Here is a 17530-nt window from a genome sequence, read left to right on the forward strand (position 1 = left end):
CGACGATGGGTTTTTTCTTTTTCAGCAGGCCGGCTTCAGATAGGTCGGCTGCCGTACTTGTTGTCCGGCTTGCGAGGCGGGTCGGCCACTACGTTCGGCTCGACTTCCTGAATTCTCCCACCCCGGGACAAGAACTCTTCCATTGCCCTGGCGAGCGCGTCGCGCTCCTTCTGCTTGGCTTCGATGCTGGGAAGTTCGTCCACGCTTACCGCGGCCTTTTTTCCTTTGCCAGCAGGGGCCGGGCTATCGCCGGCATCGCTATCGTCCTCGGCAACGTCTTCGGCAGCCGTCTCCAGGCCTTCCTCGGTGTCGTCCTCGTCGCCTACTTCCAGGTCGTCTTGTTCCAGATCGTCGTCGCTCATCGTCCTACCTCATTGTTGCCGGAGCAGTTGTATATAGCCCAGCCGCGCCGGCGAGTTCGGCGCAGTTGGAAGAAATACCGAGGGCCCGCGCCCTCACCCTTCGCCATGCAGCGTGGCGATCAAGCGCCTGGGCCCACCGTGGTCGCGGTGCTCTCCCAGGTAAACCCCTTGCCAGGTTCCCAGTGCCAGACGGCCCGAGCGCACCGGCAAGCTGAGCTGGCAGCCCAGCAGGCTTGCCTTGAAATGCGCGGGGAGATCGTCGTCGCCCTCATCGTTATGTTCGTACCCTGGTGCGCCGTCCGGTATCAATCGGTCAAAGAACCGTTCGAAATCGCGACGCACCGCCGGATCGGCGTTTTCATTGATCGTCAGTGAAGCGGAGGTATGTTGCAACCAGACGTGCAACAAGCCCACCGTACAAGCCGCCAGCTGAGGGAGGCCCGCTACGATCTCATCGGTTACCAGATGAAAGCCGCGAGGCCGGGCGGCCAGCGTGATGATCGTCTGCTGCCACATGGCGTTCTCCCCCGGTTTCGGGCGCATTCTAGCGCGCTCGAAAAAAAAGCAAAGTCCTGTATCGGTGTAGGCATTTCCTACAAAAGCAAAAAAGCCCGGCAGCACCTGTAAAAGCCCAGAGGGCGTTTAGGCAGGCGTTCCAAGCAATGACAGGTTCAGACATAAAAAATGCCCGGAAAGCCGGGCATTTTTTCACGAGTGGCACGCCAAGTGGCGGGCCATGCGTTTTCAGAGGTTGTAGCCGCGCTCGTTGTGCTGAGCGAGGTCCAGGCCAACCGCTTCTTCTTCTTCCGAGGCGCGCAGGCCCATCAGCATATCCAGCACCTTGAGAATGACGAAGGTCACGATCGCGGTGTAGATCACGGTAAAGCCAACGCCCTTGGCCTGAATCCACAGCTGTGCGCCGATGTCTTCGACGGTGCCGAAGCCGCCCATGGCAGGGGCTGCGAAGATACCTGTGAGCAGTGCGCCGATGATGCCACCGATACCGTGCACACCAAAGGCGTCCAGGGAGTCGTCATAGCCCAGCTTGCGCTTGAGGGTGGTTGCGCTGAGGAAGCACAGTACGCCGGCCACCAGGCCGATGATCAGGGCGCCCATCGGGCCCACTGTGCCTGCGGCGGGGGTGATGGCAACCAGGCCTGCGACGACGCCGGAGGCGATGCCCAGGGCGCTTGGCTTCCCATGGCTGATCCATTCGGCGAACATCCAGCCCAGTGCGGCGGCGCCAGTGGCGATCTGGGTAACCAGCATGGCCATGCCGGCAGTGCCGTTGGCGGCTGCAGCGGAACCGGCGTTGAAGCCAAACCAGCCGACCCACAGCATCGCGGCGCCAACCAGGGTGTAGCCCAGGTTATGAGGGGCCATCGGGGTGGTGGGGTAGCCTTTACGCTTGCCCAACACCAGGCAGGTCACCAGGCCAGCGATACCGGCGTTGATGTGCACCACGGTGCCGCCAGCGAAGTCCAGTACGCCCCAGTCCCACAGCAGGCCACCGTTACCGCTCCACACCATGTGCGCAATCGGGGCATAAACGAGGGTGAACCACACGCCCATGAACACCAGCATGGCCGAGAACTTCATGCGTTCTGCGAACGCCCCGACGATCAGCGCAGGGGTGATGATTGCGAAGGTCATCTGGAAGGTCACGAAGACCGCTTCCGGGAATAGCGCAGTGGCCGAGGTGAGGCTGGCCGGGGTAATACCCGCCAGGAACGCCTTGCCCATGCCGCCCACGAAGGAGTTGAAGTTGATCACGCCTTGTTCCATACCGGTGGTATCGAAGGCAAGGCTGTAGCCGTAGATGAACCAGAGCACGGTTACCAGGCCGGTAATCGCGAAACACTGCATCATCACCGACAGGACGTTCTTGGAGCGCACCATCCCACCATAGAACAGGGCCAGCCCTGGAATGGTCATGAACAGCACCAGCGCGGTAGACGTGAGCATCCAGGCGGTGTCGCCGGAATTGAGCACAGGGGCCGCCGCCTCATCGGCCAGGGCAAGGCCTGGCATTATCAGAGACAACAGGGCTCCTAGCCCTGCGAATTGACGCAGAGTCATATTGTTTACTCCTGGGGCTTTTTTCTATGGGTCGGCTTAGATAGCGTCGGTATCGGTTTCGCCGGTACGGATGCGGATCGCCTGTTCCAGATTGACCACGAAGATCTTCCCGTCACCGATCTTGCCGGTGTTGGCGGCCTTGGTGATCGCTTCGATCACGCGGTCCAGATCCTTGTCATCAATGGCAACGTCGATCTTCACCTTCGGCAGAAAATCCACAACGTATTCGGCGCCACGGTACAGCTCGGTATGGCCTTTCTGCCGACCGAAGCCCTTGACCTCAGTGACGGTAATGCCCTGCACGCCGATTTCCGACAGCGACTCGCGCACGTCGTCCAGCTTGAACGGCTTGATGATGGCAGTGACTAGCTTCATGAAACTCTCTCCCGAATTGGTGGACTTGCCCCAGGAAAACAAACCCGGCTCAAGTCTAAGCGCAGTGCCCGCCTTTGTAACGCACCGCCGGCTAGGGCCGGCCCGGCCGCGGACACCGCTCCTGACGAAACACTTCCCGCTCCGCCTGCACACTGCGTTCGCCTTTCAGGTCGCCATCAGTGCATGGGTCGATTGGCTCCAAGCAGAAACCTTGCCATCTCTGTGTGCCGCTTTGAAATCAGGGCAATCGACGGTTTCAAGCGTCATGGCTTGAGTAATGGCACAGGCCAACGCACAGCAATGGTGCGGGGCAGTGCAATGGCCCGCCCAACAACTGTGCAGTGCTTTGTACCAAGCTGTTCAACCACTGCGTGATACACTTTCGGCAATTTCCTCGTCATGGATCCGCCGCACATGCTTGCGCCAAAAGCCTTCCTCGACGCGCTCACCGATCAGGCCAGCCGCCTGCTTGGCGGCGATGCGCTACCGCCCCGGCAAGAATTCGAAAGCCAGTTCCGCACCTTGCTCAACAGCGCGTTCGGCCGCCTTGACCTGGTCAGCCGCGAAGAATTCGATACCCAGATGGCGGTACTGGCGCGCACCCGTGCCAAGGTGGATGCGCTCGAAGCGCGCCTCGCGGAGCTGGAGGCACGTCTGCCGCAACCTCCTGCCGAAGCGCCCTCGCCGGCTCAGGACTGAAACCACGCACCTCGCAGGTGCTTGCCCTTCCCGCTCGCAGATGCCCGCCGATGAATCGCAACGAACTGCGCAAGGCCGATATCAACCTGATGGTGGTGTTCGAAGCATTGATGCTCGAGCGCAATGTCACCCGCGTCGCGGAAAAGCTCTTTCTCGGCCAGCCCACGATCAGCGCGGCACTCAACCGCCTGCGCGCACTGTTCAACGACCCGTTGTTCATCCGGGTCGGGCATCGCATGGAGCCCACGGCCCGTGCCGAGGAGCTGATCAAGCACCTTTCGCCGGCGCTGGATGCCATGTCTGTAGCACTGAGCCTCAGCCACGACTTCGAGCCGGCGACCAGCAAGATGACCTTCCGTATCGGGCTGTCCGATGACGTAGAGTTTGGATTGTTGCCGCCCCTGCTGCGTGCGTTACGCCAGGAGGCACCCGATGTTGTGGTGGTAGTGCAGCACGTGGACTACTGGCGCATTCCCGACCTGCTTGCCGCCGGTGACATCACCGTAGGGATCAGCCAGACCCGCGGGTTGCCGGCCAATGCCAAGCGCAAGCTGCTTCGTCGAATGCATGCCCGGGTACTGCGAGCTGACATTTCAGGTAGCCCACTCACGTTGGATGAGTACTGCAGCCGGCCTCATGTGGTTGTGTCGCACACAGCCAATACCCGGGGTATAGCCGACGAATGGCTCGATGAAATCGGCCGCACCCGAAAGGTAGTGCTGTCGGTGCCCCAATTCAGCTCACTCCCGGCCATACTCGCGGGAACCGACTTGCTGGCGGGCTGCCCCGATTATGCCGCGACCGCCATGGAAACCTGGGGCACACTGCATGCCGAGCCGCTCCCCTTTGAAACACCTGCACTGGAATTGTCCATGGTGTGGCTGAGCATCACCGACACCGACCCCGCCGAGCGCTGGCTGCGAGCCCGGCTGGAGCAGCACATGGGCGACGGTGGGGTTTGGATGTAGGCAGGCCTCAGGCAAGGTATCGGTTGAACCAGGCCAGGGTACGCTCCCACGCCAGGTTGGCAGCGGCCTGATCGTAGCGAGGGGTGGAGTCGTTGTGAAAGCCATGATTGGCGCCCGGGTAAATGTAGGCCTCGTAGGTCTTGTTGGCGGCCTTCAGCGCCTGCTCATAGGCGGGCCAGCCTTCGTTGATGGCAGTGTCCAGTTCGCCATAGTGCAATAGCAGGGGCGCCTTTATCCGGGGAACGTCTTCGGCCTTGGGTTGGCGACCATAGAACGGCACCGCAGCGCTCAGCTCGGGATAGGCGACCGCAGCGGCATTGGACACGCCACCACCATAACAAAAGCCGGTAATCCCCACCTTGCCGGTGGCTGCCGGGTGGGCCTTCATCCATTCAATTGCCGCGAAGAAGTCGTTCATCAGTTTCTGCGGGTCGACCTTTTGCTGCAGTTCGCGGCCTTTGTCGTCATTGCCTGGATAACCGCCTACCGAGCTCAGGCCATCCGGGGCAAACGCTACGAAACCCGCCTTGGCAAGGCGGCGTGCAACGTCTTCGATATACGGGTTAAGGCCCCGGTTCTCATGGACCACTACCACGGCTGGCGCTTTTTCCTTCTTCGCCGGCCGTACCAGATACCCTCGCACTTGGCCGTGCCCCTTGGGCGACGGGTACGTCAGGTATTCGGGAAGGATATCGGGATCGGTAAATTCGACTTGCTGTGCCAGGGCGTAATTGGGGCTGAGGCTGGCAAGCAAGGCAGATGCAGAGAGCCCGGCGACGGTGAAGGCTGCGGCGCGGTCGAGAAAATCCCGCCGACTGATACGGCCATGGGCGTAGTAGTCATAGAGCTCAAGCAGTTCGGGGGCGAAGTCCTTGGCAGTCAGGCGGGTCATCGAGCGCTCCTTCGGCGTTCAGGCGGGCGTCGAATGACTATAGCCGAGCGGCGAGGAAGCGCAGCCTTGAGGTCAGCTCACTGCCTCGGCGAAAAACCGTGGCAGTACCCAATCCCGGGTAAGCGGCGCCAGCTGCAAGGCCTGAGCCTGCTCGGCATTTACCCAAACCGCTTCTTCGATTTCAGCCGCAGGTTGCACCGGGCCGTCGAACATCACTTCGAACAGCTCGCAACGTACTTCAAAGCCCGGCTCGTTCGCCGCCGGCGCGGCAAAGGCGCCAAGGTAAGTTGCCTGGCCTGGCTCGATCCGCACGCCCAACTCCTCTTCCAGCTCCCGCGCCAGTGCCTGTACTGGCTGCTCATGGGGCTCGATCTTGCCGCCAGGCTGCATGAAAAAGGCGGTGCCGCGCTTGCGCACGAGCAAGGTACGGCCCTGGGGGTCGAGCAGGAGGGCGGCGGCGATGAGGATGACGCGATTCATGGACATATCTCGCAGATAAAATCCGATTATATCTGGAGTTACTGAATGGCATGCCCCTGTGTATACGTGATTCGTAGCGAATCCTTAAGTGGATGGACAGCATCAAATCAAATTAAATCAAACTTAACTGAACAATATATTGTGCAGAATCATTCTCTTTCAATTGAAAATAAGAGCTTAGAGCGGGCTCAGTTGAAAAGTTGGTTTTCCCAGTCCAAAATTGCACTATTCGCCACAGCATCCTGGGTCAAATGGCATGCAACACTGCGAGGCGAAGAAAGTAGGTAGCCAGACCAACTGGAAGACGTTAGGTTTGGCGGATGTGCGAGACATGATACTACTGATTCTAAAATACATGAGATCTCGGGCGCGAGTGATACGGATGCTGCCTTGCGCCAGGTTGCGAAAGCATTGGGCTTCACGGAGGACGAGCAATTTAAATTCATTAGTACACCCATAGGGCCGATCCAGGCCCGACGGGATTATCTTTTACACATAGTGCAAAAACGCGCTAACGCACGGGAAAGGTTTGCTCACTTCGCTGCCCACACGCTGAGTAACCCGTTAGAGGTATGGCAAGTAATGTATGACGATAAATCATTCCGACTTTCGTTCATAGGTGCATACCCGACGAAATATCAGATGCTCATAATCATAAACGTAAGCAAAGGTCACATGCTGTGGAACTATATGAACTGCGATAAAAAATCGCTAAATAAACATAGAGCAGGCCAGCTTGTTTACGCCTGTTATAAAGAAGTATTGAAAGACGCTTGATATTATGCTCCCTCAAGCGGGGGAGAAGAGGTCTCACCCGAGCGCTGATGTTCAGGTCATCAACGGGGTTCCTAACGCCGGCCATTACCACCTGAAGGTCGCCGGTTTCGCGCTCTTGGGTAAAGTTTGCCACTCTTTTCGATGCTGTCAACCTTGGAAGGTTGGTCTGTTGGATGAAACATCCCGGCAAACACCGGCTCGCCCCCTCTCCCCCCCCTGCGCTAATCTCCGCCCTTCGCAAGGAAGCGATTCACTGGAGCCAGCATGTCCCTCGCTATCGTTTACAGCCGTGCCCAGGTAGGGGTTGGCGCGCCCGCAGTTTTGGTTGAAGCGCACCTGGCCAATGGGTTGCCGGCGCTTACCCTGGTAGGCCTGCCGGAAGCATCGGTGAAGGAAAGCAAGGACCGGGTACGCAGTGCCATCGTGAACTCGGGCCTGACCTTTCCGCCGCGGCGTATCACGCTCAATCTTGCGCCCGCTGACCTGCCCAAGGACGGCGGTCGGTTCGATCTGGCCATCGCATTGGGCATTCTGGCTGGCAGCGGGCAGGTACCCGCCGATGCGTTGCGCGATGTGGAGTGCCTGGGAGAGCTGGCGTTGTCCGGCGCTGTGCGGTCCGTTCAAGGTGTATTGCCGGCTGCGCTGGCGGCACGGGACGCCGGCCGTACCTTGGTGGTACCGCAGGCCAACGCCGAGGAGGCTTCGCTGGCGAACGGGCTTACCGTCATTGCGGTGGGTAACCTGTTGGAACTCGTCGGCCACTTCAACGGGCAAAAGCCCCTCAGCCCCTTCAAGGCGCAAGGGCTGTGCCTGGTTTCCCGGCCGTATCCGGACCTGAACGAGGTGCAGGGGCAAATCGCCGCCAAACGCGCCTTGCTCGTGGCCGCCGCCGGCGCTCATAACCTGTTGTTCAGCGGCCCACCGGGTACCGGTAAAACCTTGCTCGCCAGCCGGTTGCCGGGGTTGTTGCCACCGCTCAGTGAACACGAAGCACTTGAAGTGGCAGCGATTCATTCTGTGGCCAGCCATGTACCCTTGAGCAGCTGGCCGCAGCGGCCGTTTCGCCATCCACACCATTCGGCCTCCGGGGCCGCGCTGGTGGGCGGAGGTGGCCGGCCACAACCGGGCGAAATCACCCTCGCCCACCACGGCGTGCTGTTCCTTGATGAATTGCCCGAGTTCGACCGCAAGGTACTGGAGGTGCTACGCGAGCCCTTGGAGTCCGGCGAAATCGTGATCGCCAGGGCCCGGGACAAGATCCGCTTTCCGGCGCGCTTTCAGTTGGTCGCGGCGATGAACCCCTGCCCTTGCGGCTACCTGGGCGATACCACCGGGCGCTGCCGCTGCACCACCGAGCAAATCGACCGCTACCGCAACAAGCTCTCCGGCCCCCTGCTGGACCGCATCGACCTGCACGTAACCGTTGCACGAGAAACCACCACGCTCAACCCCGACGGGCCACGCGGCGAATCAACCGCCATGGTTGCGGAACAGGTTGCCCGCGCCCGGGGCATCCAGCTTCAGCGCCAGGGTTGTGCCAATGCGTTTCTGGACCTCAACAGCTTGCGCACCCACTGCCAGCTCGTAAAGGTGGATGAAACCTGGCTGGAGCAGGCTTGCGAGCGGCTCACGCTGTCGCTAAGGGCGGCGCACCGGTTATTGAAAGTCGCCAGAACATTGGCCGACCTTGAAGGGCAGGCAAGTATTGGGCGGGAACACTTGGCCGAGGCATTGCAGTACCGGCCGGCGGCGGGGTGAGGTATGGACTGCCCCGCCAAAGCTGGACGCCCTAACCTCCCATTCGCGAGCTCCGCCTGCGGCTTCGCTTGCTCCTACGATAGCCCGCGCAACTTTCCACACGGTCAGAAGCCCCTACAACACCACCCTCAAACACTGCCCCGCGTGATACAGCGCGAACCCCGTCTCGTACAACCCGCTTCGCAATGTCGCCACGCTGACCGGCCGGCTTTGGGAGAACGGCATGGGCAAGTCATCGGCGCGGTCGTCGATGAGAAAATCGGCCATGGCCGCGCCGAGCACGGTACCGGTGGTGTTGCCACGGCCGTTGTAGCCCGTGACCGCGATCAGGCCCGGTGCCGGCTCGTAAAGCCGCATAAGGTGGTCGGGGGTGAAGTCGATAGTGCCGGTCCAGTGGCATTCCCATTCCACCTGGCCCAGTTCGGGGAAGTAATGGCGCTGGATACGGTCCGCCCAGCTCCGCACGAACCACCCCGGCTTGTTATCCAGCCGGCCCATGCTGCCCAGCAGCAGGCGGCCGTGGTCGTCCCGGCGGATGCTGCTGAGTACGGTGCGGGTGTCCCAGGAACCCTTGGCGTGAGGCAGGATGGCATCTGCCGCCGCACCACTGAGAGGGACCGAGGCCACTTGAAGGTAATAGCCGCGGAAGTAATTGTCCTTGAGCGTGTTCCAGTCGCCCTCGGTATAGGCGCCCGTCGCGATCACTACCTTGTCGGCTTCAACGCTGCCGCTGGCAGTGCTCACATGCCAGCCCGAGCCCTCACGCTGCAAGCCGGTGACCGGGGTGTCCTGATACAGCTTCCCCCCGAGGCGTTGCAGCGTTGCCGCAAGGCCGCGGGTATAGGCCATCGGGTTGATGGTCCCGGCGCGGTGGTCCAGCAGTGCCAGCGCAACTTTGCTGGTGCCGCAGTACTCGCGGCACCGCGCGCCCGTAAGCAGCTCGATGTTCGCCCCGCGCCGATGCCATTGGTCATGCCTGGCTTGAAGGTCCGCTGCGCCATTGGCGTTGTGGGCCATGTGCAACGTACCGTCGTTGTGCGCCTGGCAGTCGATGCCATGCCGGGCGATGGTCTCGAACACCCGCGCCGGGGCTTCACCCAACACCTTGTTCAGCCGCCCGCCAATGTCCGCACCTAGCGTTGCTTCCACGTCGTCCGGCTTGATCCAGGTACCGGCGTTGACCAGCCCCACGTTACGCCCCGAGCCGCCGTGGCCCACCTGGTGCGCATCCAGCAAAACCACCTGATAGCCGCGTTCGAGCAGCCGAATGGCGGCGCAAAGGCCGGTGATTCCGCCACCGATCACGCACACCTGGGTGCGCACTGTCGTATCCAGCCGGCTGGGTGCCGGCGCGGAGGGTAATACACGTTCCCACAAACATTCCTGGCGCAATTGGCGGGGCGGCATCGCAAGCTCTCAGCTGGTCAATACAATGTGTATCAGTCGAACACGATGCCTTGGGCCAAGGGCAGGTCGCGTGAATAGTTAACAGTGTTGGTCTGGCGGCGCATGTAGGCGCGCCACGCGTCGGAGCCGGATTCGCGGCCACCGCCGGTTTCCTTCTCGCCACCAAACGCACCGCCGATCTCTGCGCCGCTGGTGCCAATGTTGACGTTGGCGATGCCGCAATCACTGCCCGAAGCGCTCTGGAAGCGCTCGGCTTCGCGCACATCGGTGGTGAAAGTGCACGAGGACAGGCCCTGTGGGACGTCGTTGTTCATTTCCAGCGCTTGCTCGAAATCGTCATAGGCCATCACATACAAGATGGGCGCGAAGGTCTCGTGCCTCACTACAGCGCTTTGAGCGGGCATTTCCACCAACGCTGGCGCTACGTAGTAGGCCTCAGGGTACTGGGCCTGAAGCTGGCGCTCACCGCCATGTACTACGCCGCCTTCATCACGGGCGCGGGCAAGGGCGTCCTGCATGGCCTGGAATGACTGCCGGTCGATCAACGGGCCGACGAGGTTGTTTTCGCGGGGGTCGCCGATACGCACCTTGGCGTAGGCCGCCCTCACGCGGGTAACCACTTCGTCCTTGATGGAACGGTGCACGATCAACCGGCGCAAGGTGGTGCAACGCTGGCCTGCGGTACCAACGGCGGCGAACAGAATGCCGCGCACGGCCAGGTCCAGATCTGCGCTGGGCGCCAGAATCATCGCGTTGTTACCGCCGAGTTCGAGCAGGCTGCGGCCGAAGCGAGCGGCCACACGCGGGCCCACTTCGCGACCCATGCGGGTGCTGCCAGTGGCACTGACCAACGCCACGCGGGTGTCGTCCACCATCGCCTCGCCGGCTTCGCGATCACCCAGCAGCAACTGTGCAAGGCCGTCGGGAGCATCGCCAAAGCGCGTCAATGTCTGCTCCAGCAGGGCTTGGCAGGCCAGGGCGGTAAGCGGCGTTTTTTCCGAAGGCTTCCACACCACGGCATTACCGCACACCAAAGCCAGGGCCGTATTCCAGGCCCACACCGCCACCGGGAAGTTGAACGCGCTGATCACGCCTACCACCCCCAGCGGATGCCAGCTCTCCCGCATGTGGTGGCCAGGGCGCTCGGAGGCGATGGTCAAACCGTACAGCTGGCGCGACAGCCCGACCGCGAAGTCGCAGATGTCGATCATTTCCTGCACTTCGCCCAAGCCTTCCTGGGTAATTTTGCCGGCCTCGACGGACACCAGCTCGCCGAGCTGAGCCTTGTTCTCTCGCAGCACTTCAGCGAACTGGCGCACCAGCTCACCGCGGCGAGGGGCCGGCACGTTGCGCCAGGTCAGGAATGCTTTATGGGCCGCGCCAATGCGCGCTTGAACTTCATCCTTGCCCTGCAAGGTGATCGACCCGATCTGGCTGCCGTCGATAGGGGTGAACACGGGATGGTTACCGTCGCGATAAGCCGTGGCGGGCACACCCAGGCGTTGCAGCAAACCGTCGATCATGTGAGTTCTCCGAGCGCATTCAACTTCGATGACTGAGATATTCGCTGCGAGGATCGCTACCCTCAAGCGATGATTTGGCAGCACATCATTCCGCGAGGGAATGACACGCGCTTGTGGCTAATGCTGAATGCAGCATCATAGCCCTTCCCGAAAATAAGGAATGAACCGAGGACTTTTTTTCGCTTGCCTCGTTCACGCCTCCGCCGCTTGAATAGGCCACGCCTACCTGCAACGGAGCCCTGCCATGCCCACCACTGGATTCGCCAGCCCGGACGATATCCGCGCCTCGTTTTCTCGCGCCATGTCGGCCATGTATCGTGCTGAGGTGCCACTGTACGGCGACCTGCTGGCCTTGGTAGCTGACGTCAACCGGGGCACCTTGGCCGCACGACCCGCGCTTGCGGACGCCCTGCGCCTGGGAGGTGATCTGGAGCGGCTGGATGAGGAGCGTCACGGCGCGATAAGGGTAGGCACCGCCGAGGAACTGGCAACGCTGGCCCGCCTGTTTGCCGTGATGGGCATGCAGCCCGTGGGATACTACGACCTGTCGTCCGCGGGGGTACCGGTGCATTCCACGGCATTTCGAGCCGTACACGAGGACAGCCTGCGCATCAGCCCATTCCGGGTATTCACTTCGTTGTTGCGGCTGGAACTGATAGACGATGCGCCGTTACGCGAGATGGCCGCCGGCTTGCTGGCCAAGCGGCAAATTTTCACGACCAAGGCGCTGGCGCTCATCGACCAATATGAAGCACAGGGTGGGCTGACACCGGGCGAAGCGGATAGCTTCGTGGCCGAGGCCCTGGAAACCTTCCGCTGGCATCGCCAGGCAACTGTTACTCAAGCGCAGTACCAGTTGCTGCACGATCAGCACCGTTTGATAGCAGATGTGGTTGCCTTCAAGGGCCCGCACATCAACCACCTTACCCCTCGCACCTTGGACATCGACCGCGTGCAGCAACAAATGCCAGCACGCGGGATCACGCCCAAGGCCGTGGTGGAGGGCCCGCCGCAGCGCAAGCAGCCTATCCTGCTGCGGCAGACTAGCTTCAAGGCGCTGGAGGAAGCCGTTGCCTTCACCGATTCACAGGGCGCAGCGGGCTCGCACACCGCCCGCTTTGGCGAAATAGAGCAGCGCGGAGCCGCGCTTACGCCCGCCGGCCGCGCCCTGTACGACCAATTGCTGGAGAAGGCGCGAACGGGATTGGGCGGCGTACCCGCCGAACGCGATCCGCAGCGCTACAGCGCTTTGCTTGAAGAAGCCTTCCGCGATTTCCCGGACGATGCTCAAGCCCTGCGCGAGCAGGGCCTGGCGTGGTTCCGCTATGCACCGACCGCCAAGGGCCTTGCAGAGGGCAGCCGCGGCAGAGACCTGACCACACTGCTGGCAGAGGGTGCGGTGCAGTGCGAGCCCGTGATCTACGAGGACTTCCTGCCGGTAAGTGCGGCGGGGATTTTCCAGTCCAACCTGGGTGGTGAAGCGCGCAGCGAATACGGCAGCAATGCAAACCGCGCGCAGTTCGAACAAGCGCTCGGCCGGCCGGTTATCGATGAAATGGCGCTGTATGAACAAACCCAGCTGCGCTCGCTGCAGGCGTGCGAGGCACAGCTGGGTTGACCCCTGGGGCTATCACCCGCGAACGCGGAAGCGGTCCACTTCGCGGCTGAGGTCCTCGGCCAGGCTTTCCAGGTCGCGGGCGGTAATAGCAAGGTTAGACACGGCCTCGCGTTGATCGCTGTTGGCGTGGGCAATGCTTTGCAAATTGCTGCTCAACAGGGTTGCGGTGTCGCTTTGCTCTTGAGTAGCGGTGGCGATAGCCGCGAATTGCTGGCCGGCCATGCGGCTTTGTTCGTCAATGCGGGACAGCGCGTCGGCCACCTTGGCGTTGCGTGACAAACCTTCCTGCATCAGCTGGTTGCCTTGCTCCATGGTCTGGATGGCCTGACCCGTTTGCTGCTGGATGCTGGCAATCATCGTGGAGATCTCATCAGTGGCCTGGCGAGTACGCGATGCCAGGCTGCGCACTTCATCCGCTACCACGGCAAAGCCACGGCCCTGCTCGCCTGCACGGGCGGCTTCGATCGCGGCGTTGAGCGCCAGCAGGTTGGTTTGCTCGGCGATGGAGGTGATCACACCAACGATGCCGCCGATTTCCTGCGAGCGCTGCCCCAGCGTGTCGATGACTTTAGCGGTGTCGCCCAGTGCGCCCGCGATCTGCTCAAGCGAAGACGAAGCCTGCTCCATGGACGATCGGCCGGTACGGGTATGCTCGGCATTCTGCTGCGCAACCCGTTCGGTTTCGCCCATGTTGTCGGCAATGTTCAACGAGGTTGCACTGAACTCCTCCACGGCGCCCGCCATGCTGGTGATCTCACCGCTCTGCTGCTCCATTCCCTCATAGGCACCGGCGGACAGGCTGGACAGTGCTTTCGCCCGATCGCTCACCTGCTCTGAAGCGGTGCGGATATGCCGGACCATGGTAGCCAAGGCATCGCCCATATGGTTGAAGCTGCGGGCCAGCTGGGCAATTTCGTCCTTGCCGGCCACATTGAGACGCGCCTCCAGGTCGCCCGCGCCCAAGGCTTCGGCCTGGCGAACAAGGTCGCCCAACGGCTTGAGCCGGCGGCGCAGCAACACGATGGCGGCACCGACTGCCAGCACCGTGGCCAGCAAACTGCCCAGTACCAACTGGGTGCCTACTTTCCAGGTTACCGCGCGCAACTCCTCCAGCGGCATACTTGCCACCACACTCCATGGGCCTTGCTTGAAAGGCACTGCCACGGAGTAATAGCCGGCATCGCCATCGTCCCAGAAGCGGCCCTTGCCGGAATCGCCGTCGGCCCGGATAGCCTTGGCCGCAGTGTCCAGGTTCTTGACCCCGGCCGGCTGCACCAACCACTGGTTCTGCGCATCGAGCAGTGCGAGAGAACCACTTTTGCCGATACGGAACTGAGTGAGGTTATCGAACTGCGCCTTCTGCGCATCGGTGTAATCGAAGCCCACGAACAACACAGCGATCACTTTGCCCGAAGCATCACGTACCGGTGTGTATTGCGTCATGTATGAGCGGCCGAACAGCGCTGCAGCCCCCACATAGTTTTGCCCGCCAAGCAGGCGCTGGTAGGCAGGGTTAGCGTGATCGAGCTGGGTGCCAATCGCACGGGTGTCATCCTGCTTGGTCAACGAGGTGCTGATGCGCACGAATTCTTCGCCGCTACGCACGAACACCGTCGCTACGCCTGCGGTCATCTTGCGGAAGTCGTCCACCTCGCGGAAGTCGTTGTTCAGCACTTCATCGCCCAGCCACAGCCCGGGCGTAGCGGTACCGGCAACGGTCACCGGTTGCTCGGGGTGAAGGCTCAGGCCAGCGGAGAACCGGGACTCGAACAAGCCGCTCAGGCGCTGGGTACTTTCGCGCAGTGTGTTATGGAAGGTGTCCAGCTGCTCGGACAACAGGCGAGCCTCACTGGCCATATGTTCCTGGCGAGTCACCAGGTTGGCCTGATCCAGGGAGCGCAGCGCAAACGCGGTACTGCCGCTGATCACTACGACCAGGACAAAAGCGAGCGCAGTGCCCAGCTGCCTGGCGATTAAAGCACGGGGTTGATTCATTTCAGCTCCTGTTGGAAGTGCCAGCTGGGCCGGTCTTGAGGCTTCCAAGGGTTTGTTCGGATAGTGTTGGATCCTGCCCGCCGGATCCTTGTAAGGAATTCGGCGGGGCTCGCGCATACTTGAGCGGCATGCGTGGTTATTACGGGCGAGCGTTACCGCAGCACCGTCACCGCAGGCATTTGCATGGTTGCGGCTTCGGTGCGCAGGTAGTCGCTCAACCTGCGGATACGGTCGTTGCCCGGGCGGGTGCCCGGCCACACCAGGTAGTAGCTTTCTCCACTGGCCACGGCGGTGGGCATGGGCAGGCTCAATCGACCTGCGGCGACGTCTTCGGCGACCATCAGCAGGTCGCCGATGGACACCCCATAGCCGCGAGCGGCGGCAATCATACCCAATTCCAACGTATCGAATACCTGCCCGCCCCGAAGGGATACGCCTGCGTCCAGCCCCATGCGTTGCAACCAGCGTCGCCAATCCCGGCGATCCGGGGTGGGATGGAGCAGTTCAGCCTGCGCCAGGCGCTCGGGGGGCCACGGTGCCTGCGCGGCGAGCTCCGGCCCACCGACGGGGATGAGCAGCTCATCGAACAGCCAGGTCGCCTCCCAGTCGGCGGGGAACTTGCCATTACCCAACAACACCGCGCAATCGAAGGGCTCCAGGTTGAAGTCCACGGCATCCACTTCCATCCATGCGCTGGTCAGCTGCACCTCATTGCCGGCCTGCAGGTGGCGAAACCGGCTAAGCCGCGCCAGCAACCAGCGCATCGTCAAGGTGGAAGGTGCTTTCATACGTAAAATTCCGTCCTCCCCAAGCAGCGTGGCGCAGGCCCGCTCAAGCGAAGAGAAGCCGTCGCGTATGCCTGGCAGCAATAGCCGCCCCGACTCGCTCAGCTGCAAACTGCGCCCGGCACGCAAGAACAGACGGCAGGCAAAGAAGTCCTCGAGCGTGCGCACGTGCCGGCTGACCGCGCTTTGCGTAATGGACAGCTCTTCGGCGGCACGGGTGAACGAGTTGTGCCTTGCCGCAGCCTCGAAGGCACGCATGGCATAGAGCGGCGGCAATCGACGTGTCATCACGAATCCCATGGGTTGAGCGCCAGGCATGAGTCATACTCATGCCACCGATCGCTATTATCCTTTTGTTAGCGAGCCGGGCAAGGCGCAGAATCACCTCTCCGATTCACTGGATCCTCTTTTCACATGCCGTTGACTCCTCGCTCCGAACTCAAGGCGTTGTTACGCCTGGCCGGCCCGCTGATTGCTTCGCAGTTGGCGCATATGCTGATGATCCTCACCGACACGATAATGATGGCGCGCATCGGCCCACAGGCGTTGGCCGGCGGAAGCCTGGGGGCCGCCAGCTATTCGTTCGTGTCGATTTTCTGCATTGGCGTTATCGCTGCGGTTGGCACGCTGGTGTCCATTCGTCACGGCGCTTCAGACCCCGCCGGCGTGACTCGGCTGACCCAGGCAGGGTTGTGGCTGGCATGGAGCCTCGCACTGGCCGGCGGGATACTGCTGTGGAACCTGCCGCCCGTGCTGCTGCACCTGGGCCAGGCGCCCGAAAACGTCGCCGCGGCCAGCGAGTTCCTGAAGGTGCTGGCGTTCGCCCTCCCCGGCTCCCTGAGCTTCATGGCACTGCGAGGTTTTACCAGCGCGGTGGGCAAGGCCGCGCCTGTGATGGTCATCAGCGTCGCCGCCACGGTGCTGAACCTCGTGTTGAACCTTGCGCTGATCGACGGCTGGCTCGGCCTGCCGCAAATGGGGCTGATGGGTATTGGCCTGGTGACGGCTACCGTTACCACAGTGATGGGGCTCAGCCTGGCAGGCTATGTAAGCCGAGGCCGGAGTTATGCTGCCTACCCCTTCCTCCATGGCCTGGGGCGACCCTGCGCTGAGTCACTGAAGGAGTTATGGCGCCTGGGGCTACCCATCGGCGGCACTTACGCAGTGGAGGTTGGCCTGTTCGCGTTCGCGGCGCTGTGCATGGGCAACATGGGCCAGACCCAACTCGGTGCGCACCAGATTGCCCTGCAGATCGTATCCGTCGCCTTTATGGTACCGGCGGGCCTTTCCTACGCCGTGACACTGCGCATCGGCCGCCACTATGGCGCAGGCCAGTTGAATCAGGTGCGTCAGGCCGGGCGAGTAGGTATCGGCTTCGGTGCCGCGATCATGCTGAGCTTTTCCCTTGTGCTATGGCTGATGCCTGGAGCCCTGGTAGGCCTGTTCATTGACCGCAGCGACCCGGCGTTCACCAACATTTACACGCTGGCGCTGCAACTGCTCGCGGTAGCGGCCTGGTTCGAACTCTTCGATGGGGTACAAACCATCGCCATGGGCGCCATTCGCGGCTTGAAAGACGCCCGCCTTACGTTCCTGGTAGGCCTGGCTTGCTACTGGCTGGTTGGCGCGCCGGCCGCCTGGCTGCTTGCGTTCAACCTGGGCCACGGCGCCGTAGGTGTGTGGTGGGGCCTGGCCCTGGGGCTGGCGTGTGCGGCCATCAGCCTTACCGTTGCGTTCGAGGCAAAACTCAAGCGGCTGCAGCCGCCGCTCGGCACGGGGCAAGCGGCCAGCGAGCCGGCATGAGTTTCAGCG

Annotated in this window: 16 protein-coding genes; 6 read left to right on the forward strand and 10 right to left on the reverse strand. The window is 61.9% G+C overall.

The window, feature by feature from the left end:
- Positions 1 to 35 precede the first annotated feature (35 nt).
- From sutA to glnK, 4 genes are all read right to left on the reverse strand, one after another.
- Positions 36 to 362, reverse strand: a complete 327-nt coding sequence (gene sutA / locus G7016_RS01520; RefSeq protein ID WP_181111065.1) for a transcriptional regulator SutA — start codon at positions 360 to 362, stop codon at positions 36 to 38.
- 93 nt (positions 363 to 455) lie between these two features.
- Complete coding sequence (locus tag G7016_RS01525; RefSeq protein WP_181111066.1) at positions 456 to 878, reverse strand: secondary thiamine-phosphate synthase enzyme YjbQ; 423 nt, start codon at positions 876 to 878, stop codon at positions 456 to 458.
- Positions 879 to 1106: 228 nt separating this feature from the next.
- Complete coding sequence (locus G7016_RS01530) at positions 1107 to 2441, reverse strand: ammonium transporter (RefSeq protein ID WP_181111067.1); 1335 nt, start codon at positions 2439 to 2441, stop codon at positions 1107 to 1109.
- A gap of 36 nt (positions 2442 to 2477) precedes the next feature.
- Complete coding sequence (glnK, locus tag G7016_RS01535; RefSeq protein WP_002555808.1) at positions 2478 to 2816, reverse strand: P-II family nitrogen regulator; 339 nt, start codon at positions 2814 to 2816, stop codon at positions 2478 to 2480.
- A 414-nt stretch (positions 2817 to 3230) separates the two neighbouring features.
- On the opposite strand from glnK, the gene G7016_RS01540 reads away from it, so the two are divergent.
- Positions 3231 to 3515: an accessory factor UbiK family protein gene (locus G7016_RS01540; RefSeq protein WP_181111068.1), complete on the forward strand. Its 285-nt coding sequence runs from the start codon at positions 3231 to 3233 to the stop codon at positions 3513 to 3515.
- Positions 3516 to 3565: 50 nt separating this feature from the next.
- The gene (locus G7016_RS01545; RefSeq protein ID WP_181111069.1) at positions 3566 to 4483 is read left to right on the forward strand and encodes a LysR substrate-binding domain-containing protein; all 918 of its coding nucleotides are present in this window, start codon (positions 3566 to 3568) and stop codon (positions 4481 to 4483) included.
- Positions 4484 to 4490: 7 nt separating this feature from the next.
- Here the strand turns inward: G7016_RS01545 and yghX are convergent, their stop codons facing one another.
- Positions 4491 to 5375, reverse strand: a complete 885-nt coding sequence (gene yghX, locus G7016_RS01550; RefSeq protein WP_181111070.1) for a YghX family hydrolase — start codon at positions 5373 to 5375, stop codon at positions 4491 to 4493.
- A gap of 72 nt (positions 5376 to 5447) precedes the next feature.
- Complete coding sequence (locus G7016_RS01555) at positions 5448 to 5855, reverse strand: NUDIX hydrolase (protein WP_181111071.1); 408 nt, start codon at positions 5853 to 5855, stop codon at positions 5448 to 5450.
- A gap of 411 nt (positions 5856 to 6266) precedes the next feature.
- On the opposite strand from G7016_RS01555, the gene G7016_RS01560 reads away from it, so the two are divergent.
- Both G7016_RS01560 and G7016_RS01565 read left to right on the forward strand, forming a co-directional pair.
- Positions 6267 to 6632, forward strand: coding sequence for a PBECR2 nuclease fold domain-containing protein (locus G7016_RS01560; protein ID WP_258195036.1), 366 nt, complete (start codon positions 6267 to 6269; stop codon positions 6630 to 6632).
- Between the two features lie 264 nt (positions 6633 to 6896).
- Complete coding sequence (locus G7016_RS01565) at positions 6897 to 8390, forward strand: YifB family Mg chelatase-like AAA ATPase (protein ID WP_181111073.1); 1494 nt, start codon at positions 6897 to 6899, stop codon at positions 8388 to 8390.
- A gap of 114 nt (positions 8391 to 8504) precedes the next feature.
- Here G7016_RS01565 and amaA read toward each other — a convergent pair whose 3' ends face one another.
- Together amaA and amaB are read right to left on the reverse strand one after the other, a co-directional pair.
- Entirely contained in the window at positions 8505 to 9797 is a 1293-nt protein-coding gene (amaA, locus tag G7016_RS01570) for an L-pipecolate oxidase (RefSeq protein WP_181111074.1), read from the reverse strand.
- Positions 9798 to 9829: 32 nt separating this feature from the next.
- Positions 9830 to 11320, reverse strand: a complete 1491-nt coding sequence (gene amaB / locus G7016_RS01575) for an L-piperidine-6-carboxylate dehydrogenase (protein ID WP_181111075.1) — start codon at positions 11318 to 11320, stop codon at positions 9830 to 9832.
- Positions 11321 to 11564: 244 nt separating this feature from the next.
- On the opposite strand from amaB, the gene hglS reads away from it, so the two are divergent.
- Complete coding sequence (gene hglS, locus G7016_RS01580) at positions 11565 to 12938, forward strand: 2-oxoadipate dioxygenase/decarboxylase HglS (protein WP_181111076.1); 1374 nt, start codon at positions 11565 to 11567, stop codon at positions 12936 to 12938.
- 12 nt (positions 12939 to 12950) lie between these two features.
- On the opposite strand, the gene G7016_RS01585 is transcribed toward hglS, so the two are convergent.
- Together G7016_RS01585 and G7016_RS01590 are read right to left on the reverse strand one after the other, a co-directional pair.
- Positions 12951 to 14933: a methyl-accepting chemotaxis protein gene (locus G7016_RS01585; RefSeq protein ID WP_181111077.1), complete on the reverse strand. Its 1983-nt coding sequence runs from the start codon at positions 14931 to 14933 to the stop codon at positions 12951 to 12953.
- A 152-nt stretch (positions 14934 to 15085) separates the two neighbouring features.
- Positions 15086 to 16006 (reverse strand): LysR substrate-binding domain-containing protein, encoded by a 921-nt coding sequence (locus tag G7016_RS01590; RefSeq protein ID WP_181111078.1) that lies wholly within the window; start codon positions 16004 to 16006, stop codon positions 15086 to 15088.
- Between the two features lie 126 nt (positions 16007 to 16132).
- Between G7016_RS01590 and G7016_RS01595 the strand changes: the two genes are divergently transcribed.
- On the forward strand, positions 16133 to 17521 hold the full coding sequence (locus tag G7016_RS01595) for a NorM family multidrug efflux MATE transporter (protein ID WP_181111079.1): 1389 nt from the start codon (positions 16133 to 16135) through the stop codon (positions 17519 to 17521).
- Positions 17522 to 17530 lie beyond the last annotated feature (9 nt).

The sequence above is a fragment of the Pseudomonas japonica genome (assembly GCF_013522925.1).
In the GTDB taxonomy this organism is placed as follows: Bacteria; Pseudomonadota; Gammaproteobacteria; order Pseudomonadales; family Pseudomonadaceae; genus Aquipseudomonas; species Aquipseudomonas japonica_A.

Bases quoted from the DNA above. Each gene is read 5' to 3' on its own strand.
- sutA (WP_181111065.1), bottom strand. From the start codon at position 362: ATGAGCGACGACGATCTGGAACAAGACGACCTGGAAGTAGGCGACGAG.
- G7016_RS01525 (WP_181111066.1), bottom strand. From the start codon at position 878: ATGTGGCAGCAGACGATCATCACGCTGGCCGCCCGGCCTCGCGGCTTT.
- G7016_RS01530 (WP_181111067.1), bottom strand. From the start codon at position 2,441: ATGACTCTGCGTCAATTCGCAGGGCTAGGAGCCCTGTTGTCTCTGATA.
- glnK (WP_002555808.1), bottom strand. From the start codon at position 2,816: ATGAAGCTAGTCACTGCCATCATCAAGCCGTTCAAGCTGGACGACGTG.
- G7016_RS01540 (WP_181111068.1), top strand. From the start codon at position 3,231: ATGCTTGCGCCAAAAGCCTTCCTCGACGCGCTCACCGATCAGGCCAGC.
- G7016_RS01545 (WP_181111069.1), top strand. From the start codon at position 3,566: ATGAATCGCAACGAACTGCGCAAGGCCGATATCAACCTGATGGTGGTG.
- yghX (WP_181111070.1), bottom strand. From the start codon at position 5,375: ATGACCCGCCTGACTGCCAAGGACTTCGCCCCCGAACTGCTTGAGCTC.
- G7016_RS01555 (WP_181111071.1), bottom strand. From the start codon at position 5,855: ATGAATCGCGTCATCCTCATCGCCGCCGCCCTCCTGCTCGACCCCCAG.
- G7016_RS01565 (WP_181111073.1), top strand. From the start codon at position 6,897: ATGTCCCTCGCTATCGTTTACAGCCGTGCCCAGGTAGGGGTTGGCGCG.
- amaA (WP_181111074.1), bottom strand. From the start codon at position 9,797: ATGCCGCCCCGCCAATTGCGCCAGGAATGTTTGTGGGAACGTGTATTA.
- amaB (WP_181111075.1), bottom strand. From the start codon at position 11,320: ATGATCGACGGTTTGCTGCAACGCCTGGGTGTGCCCGCCACGGCTTAT.
- hglS (WP_181111076.1), top strand. From the start codon at position 11,565: ATGCCCACCACTGGATTCGCCAGCCCGGACGATATCCGCGCCTCGTTT.
- G7016_RS01585 (WP_181111077.1), bottom strand. From the start codon at position 14,933: ATGAATCAACCCCGTGCTTTAATCGCCAGGCAGCTGGGCACTGCGCTC.
- G7016_RS01590 (WP_181111078.1), bottom strand. From the start codon at position 16,006: ATGACACGTCGATTGCCGCCGCTCTATGCCATGCGTGCCTTCGAGGCT.
- G7016_RS01595 (WP_181111079.1), top strand. From the start codon at position 16,133: ATGCCGTTGACTCCTCGCTCCGAACTCAAGGCGTTGTTACGCCTGGCC.